5 protein-coding genes are annotated in these 6,965 nt (G+C 67.5%); 2 read left to right on the top strand and 3 right to left on the bottom strand.

Annotation, left to right across the window (positions count from 1 at the left end; translation table 11 throughout):
* Positions 1-264: 264 nt before the first annotated feature.
* Together JWR86_RS16275 and JWR86_RS16270 are read left to right on the top strand one after the other, a co-directional pair.
* Positions 265-2,703, top strand: a complete 2,439-nt coding sequence (locus tag JWR86_RS16275) for a TonB-dependent siderophore receptor (RefSeq protein ID WP_299567419.1) — start codon at positions 265-267, stop codon at positions 2,701-2,703.
* Positions 2,704-2,706: 3 nt separating this feature from the next.
* A complete protein-coding gene (locus JWR86_RS16270) occupies positions 2,707-3,390 on the top strand; it encodes a Fe2+-dependent dioxygenase (protein WP_299567418.1) in 684 nt (227 codons plus the stop codon).
* A gap of 38 nt (positions 3,391-3,428) precedes the next feature.
* Here JWR86_RS16270 and truB read toward each other — a convergent pair whose 3' ends face one another.
* From truB to infB, 3 genes are all read right to left on the bottom strand, one after another.
* Positions 3,429-4,427, bottom strand: a complete 999-nt coding sequence (gene truB, locus JWR86_RS16265) for a tRNA pseudouridine(55) synthase TruB (protein ID WP_299567417.1) — start codon at positions 4,425-4,427, stop codon at positions 3,429-3,431.
* On the bottom strand, positions 4,424-4,843 hold the full coding sequence (gene rbfA / locus JWR86_RS16260; protein ID WP_299567416.1) for a 30S ribosome-binding factor RbfA: 420 nt from the start codon (positions 4,841-4,843) through the stop codon (positions 4,424-4,426). The genes truB and rbfA overlap by 4 nt, the downstream gene beginning before the upstream one ends.
* 113 nt (positions 4,844-4,956) lie before the next feature.
* On the bottom strand, positions 4,957-6,965 hold a 2,009-nt coding region (infB, locus tag JWR86_RS16255; RefSeq protein WP_299567415.1), incomplete at its 5' end, for a translation initiation factor IF-2.

Here is a 6,965-nt window from a genome sequence, read left to right as displayed (position 1 = left end):
GAGCCGGACACCTAGCGCCAGGCTGTGGCAATTCTGCACGTGGGCCTGCCCTGAGCCCGAGCGCCTTCGGGGCGCCGGAGTTTACGCCGTCGCTGACGGCCCATAGCTCCTGTTTGCGGATTGGAATGATGTGAAAGGCGGCGCAGTTTAGACTTACACTCATCCGCAAGTCATTGCAATTGCTTACGAACCTCTTGACCGCCCGGAGGATCGCCCGTCTACGCCAGCGCCAGAGCCGCCTCCGGGGCGGGCAGGGCGAGCGTGATGTCGAACAGGGCGAGAATTCCGGCAACTCTGCGGTCACGGCCCGGAGCGGGCCGCTTCGGGATCGGTGCAGCGACGGTCGGCTGTCTGCTGGCCGCAAGCGCCGACGCCCAGACACCCGAGGGCACGCTGCCACCCGTCACCGTCGATCCGCCGGCTCAGCGGCCCAGCCGGGCCGCGACGCAGGCGAGCCCCGCGCAGCGCGCGGCGCGCGCCGCCATGCGGCGTCGCAACCAGCAGGCCCGGACGGCTCCCGCCCGGACGGTCGCGGCTCCCGCCGAAACCGTGTCGCTGCCGATCTTCGCCCAGGCGCCGGATGCCAACCCGTATGCTGACCCGGCCGCGCCGTACAAGGCGGACCGCCTCCAGAGCGCGAAGTTCACCGAACCGCTCCTCAATACGCCGAAGACGGTGACGGTGCTGACCAAGGAATTGCTGGACGACCGCAAGCTCACGACGCTGGCGGACGTAGCCCGCACGACGCCCGGCATCACGATCGGCACGGGCGAGGGTGGCAACGCCTTTGGGGACCGCTTCTTCATCAGAGGCTTCGACGCGCGCTCCGACGTCTTCGTCGATGGCATCCGCGACACTTCGATCAGCGTCCGGGAGAATTTCTTCACCGAGCAGGTTGAGATCCTGCGCGGACCTGGCTCGACCTTTGCCGGGCGTGGCGTGGCCGGCGGCGCCATCAACATCGTGACCAAGCAGGCGGGCGATCGCGCCTTCTACAAGGCGGATCTGACCGGCGGCCTGACGGGTGATCAAACCAAACGCGTCACGCTCGACGTCAACCAGACGGTGACTCCGGACTTCTCGGTCCGGATGAACGGCCTGTATCAGGATGCCGGCATTGCCGGCCGCAACCAGGTTTTCGACAATCGCTGGGGCGGCGCCATCGCCACGAGGTGGGTGCCGGCTGACTGGCTGAAGATCTCGACGAGCTACGCCCATACCGAATTCGACATGCGTCCGGATTTCGGCGTGCCGCTCTACCGGGGCACCGTCGGCGGCCGCACGGTCGGGACCTTCCAGCCGGTCACCGAGTCCCTCGGCGTGAACCGCGACACGTGGTACGGCCAGCGCTTCCGGGACTATTACCAGGCCAGGTCCGACCTCGCGACGATCCGGCTCGATGCGACCCTGGGGAACGGCCTGACGCTGTCCAACGCGACCCGCTACGGCCTCTCCAACATCGACTATATCGGCAGCATCCCGCAGTCGGTCACCCTCACGAACCCCAATCCCACTTTGTGGACGGTGAACACGGGGGCGCAGAGCCGCAATCAGGACAACAGAAACATCACGAGCCAGACCGACCTGACCTACAGGTTCGATACGGGACCGGTGAAGCACACCACGGTCATCGGGATGGAATTTACCAACGAGCGCATCTGGCGGGCGAACTACCAGGGGCTGACCTCCGAATTGGCCGGCACCCCGCTGCTCGGCTCCCCGTCTGTTCAGAACGTCTACGCGCCGTTCAACTACAGGACGTTTGCGGAGCCGGTTCTGAACCGGAACGGTCGCACGCTGCTGAGCGCGGACACCAAATCGGCCTATCTGATCGAGACCGCCAACTACAACGACGTCCTGATCCTGACCGGCGGCCTGCGTTACGACGGATTCGACGTCAACGTCAGGACAGGCAACACCGCGAACACCGTCCGGTCTGACAACGTCAACTCGAATCTGGGGCTGACGATCAAGCCGGCGAAGAATGTCGCCCTCTACGCCGCGATGGCGACCTCCAGCAACCCGCTCGGAGCCGAGTTCGATGCGGGAGATCCCGCCTATGGCGGCCTCAGCGCCGTCTCGAACCCGATCACCGATGTGCTGCCGCCGGAGAAGAACACGGCCTACGAGGTGGGCGCGAAATACGAGCTGTTCGACGGCCGGCTCCTGGCGACCGCGGCCTATTTCGAAACCTACAAGCACAAGGCGCGGGAGCAGGGCGCCGGCAGCACGGCATGGCTGGCCACCGGTCGCTACAAGGTCAACGGCTTCGACCTCGGCCTGACAGGCAAGATCACCGACCAATGGAGCATCTTCGGCGGGGCGACCTTCTTCGACAGCGAGGTCGAGCGGTCTGTGACGGCGAACAATCGGGGCCGCCGCCTCGCGAACTTGGCCGACAGCTCGTTCGTCGTCACGTCGAAGTACCGCCTGTTCGACTGGCTCGAGGTCGGCGGCTCTGCGAATTATCGGTCAGAAATCTGGGGCGGAACTTTCGCGGCCACGACCTTCAACAAGCTGCCCGGCTACTGGCGCTTCGACGGCGTCGCGGAGGCGAAGCTCAGCAAGAACTTCAAAGTATCCCTGAATGTTCTTAACATCTTCGACAAGGTCTATTACGACGCACTCTACCGCAGCAACACGCCTTTTGCCTACATCGCGCCGGGCCGCACGGTCCTGCTGACCGGCTCGGTGAGGTTCTGAGCCATGATGGTCTGCGTGCCGCAGGTCCTCAGCAAGGCTGAGGTCACCGAGTTCCGCCGCGTCATGGGCGGGGCGGAGTGGGAGGACGGCCGCTCGACGGCCGGCGCCCAGTCCGCAATGGTCAAGCGCAACGAGCAACTGCCGCCGGCCGGCGACACCGCCCGGCAGCTCGGCGAGCGGGTGATCAGGGCCCTGACCGCCAACCCGCTCTTCATGTCGGCAGCCATCCCGCTCCGGATCTTCCCGCCGCTGTTCAACCGCTACGGCGAGGGGCACCATTTCGGGGTTCACGTCGACAACGCCATTCGGGGCGATCACCTGACCGGGATGCGGATCCGGACGGACCTGTCCGTGACGCTGTTCCTGTCGGAGCCCGACGAATACGACGGCGGCGAGCTGGTGGTGGAGGATTATTACGGCTCCCACGAGGTCAAGCTCGAGGCCGGAGACCTCGTCCTGTACCCGGCGACGAGCCTCCATATGGTCCACCCGGTGACCCGGGGCGTGCGCATCGCCTCGTTTTTCTGGCTGCAGAGCATGGTGCGCGAGGCCCATGCCAGAAGCCTGATCTACGACCTCGACACGTCCATCCAGGGGCTGACCCGAGAGCTCGGGCGTGACCACGCCGAGGTCGTGCGCCTGTCGGGCATCTACCACAACCTGATCCGCCACTGGGCGGAGGTCTGAGGCGCTACGGGGCAGAACACTGCCCCGCCTCGGGGCGATCAGCCGAGGCTGAACACCCGGTGCGGGATGAACTCGCCCTTCTCCACGTCCCCGACGGCGACCAGCGCGCCGTTATGGGTGGCGTAGACGCGGCCTTCGATCGGCGTTTCCCGTCCTCGCAAAATCACCGGCTGCCCGCGCATGAGGCGGCCGGCGGCATCGCGCGACACCGGCACGGGCACGAGATCGCACAGCGCGGTCGCGACCGGGTGCAGCAGCGGGCCGAGCCCGTCCGGACTGGCGGCCGCGCTTTCGAGGTCGCCCACCGATGCCGTGGCGGCCTCGCTGAACGGACCGACCCGCGTCCGCCGCAGCGCCGAGACGTGACCCAGGCAGCCGAGCGCTCGGCCGAGATCGCGGGCCAGCGCCCGCACATAGGTGCCCTTGCCGCAATCGGCCTCGATGACGGAACGGTCCTCGGCATGCGCCACGAGCGCCAGCCTGTCGACCTGCACCAGCCTGGATTTCAGTTCGACCACCTCGCCGTCACGGGCGAGGTCGTAGGCGCGCTCGCCCGCGATCTTCACGGCCGAGAAGCGTGGCGGCACCTGCTCGATCGTGCCCGTGAAGCGCGGCAGCAGAGCCTCGATCTCGTCGGGGCTCGGGAAGCGGTTGGTGGCCTGGATCGGCTTGCCTTCGGAATCGTCGGTATCGGTCTCGACGCCCCAGGTGACCGTGAAAACGTAGGATTTGCGCCCGTCCATGACATAGGGGACGGTCTTGGTCGCCTCGCCGAGGGCGATGGGCAGAATGCCCGAGGCGAGCGGATCGAGCGTGCCCGCATGGCCGGCCTTCTTGGCGTTCAGAGCGCGTTTTACGGCCGCGACGGCATAGGTCGAGGTCATCCCAACGGGCTTGTCGAGCACGACCCAGCCGTTGACGACGCGGCGCTTCGGCCGCTCCTGAGCCGGGCGGCGCTCGCGCCCACGGGGCTCTGCCCTGCCCTGTCCGGATGCGTCCCGGCCCTCGGCCTCGGCAGTTTCGTCGGTAACGTTCACGATGGGTCCTCTGTGGTCTCGCCGTCGGCCCCCCCGATGTCCCGCTGCACGCGCTCACTTCGCAGGAGGGCGTCGATCCGGGTGGCCTCGTCGAAGGTCTCGTCGCGGCGGAAGCGCAGGTCGGGGGCGAATTTCAGATCGACCCGGCGGGCCACCTCGTGCCGGAGCGCCTTGCGGTTCCGGTCGAGGGCCTCGATGACGGGCCGCTCGTCATGCCCGCCGAGCGGCATGATGTAGGCCGTCGCCAGCCTGAGATCCGGCGACATGCGGACCTCCGGCACGGTGATCACGTGCGAGGAGAGGACCGGATCCTGGATGTCGCCGCGCGCCAGCACTTCGGCCAGCGCATGGCGTACGAGTTCGGCCACCCGGCTCTGACGCTGGCTCGGGCCTTTGGGGTCGGTGCGCTTTTTCATGCTGTCGGGCCGGGATGGGACCGGCTCTCTCCTTGCGTCGCGGGGAACGAACGGCGACGCGACCGAGGGGCTGCCGCCTCTCGGGTCGCGTCGCGACAGTCGCAGTGACGCTCCTAGAGCGTGCGCTTCTCGGCGTGCACGAGATAGCACTCGATGAAGTCGCCAGCGCGGATCTTCTCGAAGTTCTCGAAGGACATGCCGCATTCCTGGCCGGCAACGACCTCCTTGACCTCATCCTTGAAGCGCTTGAGCGTCGAGAGCTTGCCCTCGTGGATGACGACGTTGTCGCGGATGAGCCGGACATGGGCGCCGCGCTCCACGCGGCCGTCCTCGACCCGGCAGCCGGCGACCTTGCCGATCTTGGAGACGTCGAACACCTCCAGGATGCGGGCCTCGCCCAGCCGCTCCTCGCGCAGGTTCGGCGGCAGCAGGCTCGACATCGACTCCTTCACGTCATCCACGAGGTTGTAGATGATGTTGTAGTAGCGGATGTCGACGCCGGCCCGATCGGCAGCCTCGCGGGCTTCCTTGTGGGCGCGGACGTTGAAGCCGATCACCAGCGCGCCCGACGCCTGGGCGAGCGTGATGTCGGATTCGGTGATGCCACCCACGCCTGCGTGCAGGATGCGGGCCTGGACCTCGTCGTTTCCGATCTTCTCGAGCGCCGATGAGATGGCCTCGACGGATCCCTGCACGTCGCCCTTGAGGACGAGCGCGTAATCCTTGCGGGCCGAGCCCTCCTGACGCTCGCGCATCATGTCGGCGAGCGAGGAGCGTGCGCCGGCCGTGCGGGCGGCCTGCCGCTCGCGCTTCTGGCGGGCCCGATACTCGGTGATCTCCCGAGCGCGGGCCTCGCTGTCCACCACCGCCAGGCGGTCGCCGGCGTCGGGGGTGCCGTTGAAGCCCAGGATCTCGACCGGCACCGACGGGCCGGCGTCGCGCAGCGGCTCGCCAGTGTCGTCGATCATGGCCCGAACACGGCCCCACTCGGCGCCCGCCACCACGATCTCGCCGTTGTAGAGCGAGCCGCGCTGGATCAGCACCGTGGCGACCGGGCCGCGGCCGCGATCGAGCTTGGCCTCGATCACCGTTCCCTCGGCCGAAACCTCCGGATTGGCCCGCAGGTCCATCAGCTCGGATTGCAGCTGGATGCCCTCCAGCAGCTCCTTGAGCCCGGCCCCGGTCAGGGCCGAGACCTCGAATTCGAGCGTCTCGCCGCCCATCGACTCGACCTGGATGTCGTGCTGGAGCAGCTCGGTCCGGACCCGCTGCGGATCCGCGTCGTGCTTGTCGATCTTGTTGATCGCGATGATGATCGGCGCGCCGGCCGCCTTGGCGTGGGAGATCGCCTCGACGGTCTGGGGCATGACGCCGTCATCGGCCGCCACCACGAGAATGACGATATCCGTCACCTTGGCGCCGCGGGCCCGCATCGACGTGAAGGCCGCGTGACCGGGCGTGTCGATGAAGGTGATGCGACCGCCGAGCGGCGAGGTCACCTGGTAGGCACCGATATGCTGGGTGATGCCGCCGGCCTCGCCCCGCACGACCTCGGTCTTGCGGATCGCGTCGAGAAGCGAGGTCTTGCCGTGGTCGACATGGCCCATGATCGTCACGACCGGCGGGCGCGGCTCGGCACCCTCGTCGTTGTAATCCTCCTCGAACAGTCCTTCCTCGACGTCCGATTCGGCGACGCGCTTCACCGTGTGGCCGAGTTCCTCGGCGATGAGCTGGGCGGTGTCCGAATCGATCACGTCGGTGATCTTCAGCATCTGCCCCTGCTTCATCAGCAGCTTGATCACATCCACCGCCCGCTCCGACATGCGGTTGGCGAGCTCCTGGACGGTGATCGTCTCCGGGATCACGACCTCCCGGATCAGCTTCTCTTTTTCCTCGACGCGGTGGCCCGTGAGCCGCTGCAGCCGCCGGCGGCGGGCTGCGTCGGAGCGGAACCGCTCGTCCTCGCCCGAAGTCGCCGTGGTGACGGTCAGCCGGCCGCGGCGATCGCGGTTGCCACCGCCCGGCCCGCGCGGGCTCTTGGGCGGTGCAATGATCTTGAGCGGCATGCCGGGACGGCGAATCACGACCTTGCGGTCGCTCTCCTCGTCGGCCGGGACGCCGG

The organism is Enterovirga sp., assembly GCF_028290205.1.
In the GTDB taxonomy this organism is placed as follows: domain Bacteria; phylum Pseudomonadota; class Alphaproteobacteria; order Rhizobiales; family Beijerinckiaceae; genus Enterovirga.
Note: the sequence above shows the minus strand (reverse complement) of the source record. Positions and strands in the feature narration are given on the sequence as shown.